Origin of the sequence: Collinsella sp. AM12-1 (assembly GCF_003472325.1) — a bacterium.
Lineage (GTDB): Bacteria > Actinomycetota > Coriobacteriia > Coriobacteriales > Coriobacteriaceae > Collinsella.
The window spans coordinates 1-1,588 of sequence record NZ_QRLS01000046.1 but is presented as its reverse complement, the minus strand read 5'-3'; the positions used below and the strand labels follow the sequence as shown (position 1 = coordinate 1,588).

The 1,588-nt window shown below is 70.3% G+C and carries 1 protein-coding gene and 1 pseudogene; both read right to left on the bottom strand.

What is annotated here, in order from left to right:
• Nucleotides 1-9: 9 nt before the first annotated feature.
• The gene (locus DW136_RS09815; RefSeq protein ID WP_118289519.1) at nt 10-756 is read right to left on the bottom strand and encodes a transposase; all 747 of its coding nucleotides are present in this window, start codon (nt 754-756) and stop codon (nt 10-12) included.
• 61 nt (nt 757-817) lie between these two features.
• Nucleotides 818-1,297, bottom strand: a pseudogene (locus DW136_RS10285) (transposase); the annotation flags it as partial.
• Between the last annotated feature and the right edge of the window lie 291 nt (nt 1,298-1,588).

Below are 1,588 nucleotides of genomic sequence, written 5' to 3'. Positions count from 1 at the left end.
CTGACGCTCCTATTTGGCAAGGTGTTTTTTAGAATCCATTTTGCGCTCGGCCTCGAAGGCTTGCCTGTCCCAATCGAGCGGAAGTCCGGCCTCGACCCATGCCTCGTAGGCCCTCCTTATGGGCTTGAGCTCCCTTTGGCCCCTCTCCAGCATCGAGATGTACTTCTCGCTGGTTCCCAATATGGACGCCGCCCTCACCTGGCTGACCTTCGCCGCGCGCCTGGCCGCCACGAGCTCCGAGGCGTCCTCGGGCCTCCTGATCTCGTGCGGGTGCATCAGCGCCCGGTACGCCTCCCTGGCCACGTAGCGCTTGAGGCACCTCATGACCTCCCTGTCGCTCTTCCCCCGCGCCCTGGCCCTCTCGGCGTACTCGGCGGTCTCGGGGTCGCGCATGACCCTCTGCCTCGCGATCTCGTGCAGCGCGCTGTTCGCCTGCCGGTCGCCGCCCCTGTTGAGCCTGTGCCTCACGGTCTTGCCGCTCGAGGCGGGGATGGGGCAGGCGCCGCATATCGCCGCGAACGACGCCTCGGAGCGCAGCCTGCCCGGGTTGTCCCCGGCCGCGACCGCGAGCTTGGCCGCGCTCACGGGCCCGCACCCGTACATAGCCAGCAGCGCGGGGCAGTTCTCCTCCAGGGACGCCTCGATCGCGCGCTCCATGTCGAGCGCCGCGTCGCGCGCCGCCGCCCACAGGTCCGCCAGCGCGCCGAGTGCGGCGCCCAGCGCGCCCTCGGCGCGCACGGAGGGGAGCACCTCCATCAGCCTCGGCCCCGCCACCCCGCGGAACCGACCTGAGCCCCTCCGGCGCGGTGGTGAGCAGGGACCTCGCGGTGTTGATCGCCGAGGTCCGCGCCTTCACCGCCCCGGAGCGCGCCGCGAGCATGCAGCGCACCCCGTCGACCCACCCGTCCTGGCTCTTGGGGGTCCCGAGCTTTGAGCCGGACATCGCCGCGCGGGCGGCCCTCTCCGCGTCCGCCTCGTCGCACTTTCCCTGTCCCGGGCGCCTCCTCTGCGTCCTCGCCGGGGAGAGCGCCTCGCGCACGGGCATCCCCAGCGACGCGAGGTGCCTGGTGAGGCCCGCCCCGTAGGACGACGTCCCCTCCATCGCGACGCAGGCCGGCTCCCCGGCCGCCGCGATCGCCCCGGCGAGCGCCTCGTATCCCGCCGCGTCGGCGGGGAACTGGCGGGACAGGACCTTGCGGCCCCTCCAGTCGAGGACGTACAGCCAGTGCGAGTCGGCGTGGGTGTCGACCCCGCAGAAGACCGGCCCGCGGGCGCCGGGTGTCGATTCGGTTCTCATGTCTCGCTCCGTTCTTTCCGTGCTCGCCTGGACCGGGCAGACGGCACACTGACGGGGCGCGATAGAATGCGGTTGTTCGGGTCCGCGGTATCGCTCCATGCTCCTATTAGGTCATGCGGCGGTCTCGGCTCGCCGCGGGCCGCGCGGGACATGTCAGGAAACGAGGGCAGCCCTGTGGGCGCCAGCGGAATGTGGAGTCACCGCGCGGTCCGCATCTGATGGTGTCGACGTCAATGGTATACGGGTGCATCATCGACGTCTTCAATACAGAAGATATCAGTGCGGAATGTT

Coding starts and splice junctions, on each gene's coding strand:
- DW136_RS09815 (WP_118289519.1), bottom strand. CDS start 756: ATGGAGGTGCTCCCCTCCGTGCGCGCCGAGGGCGCGCTGGGCGCCGCA.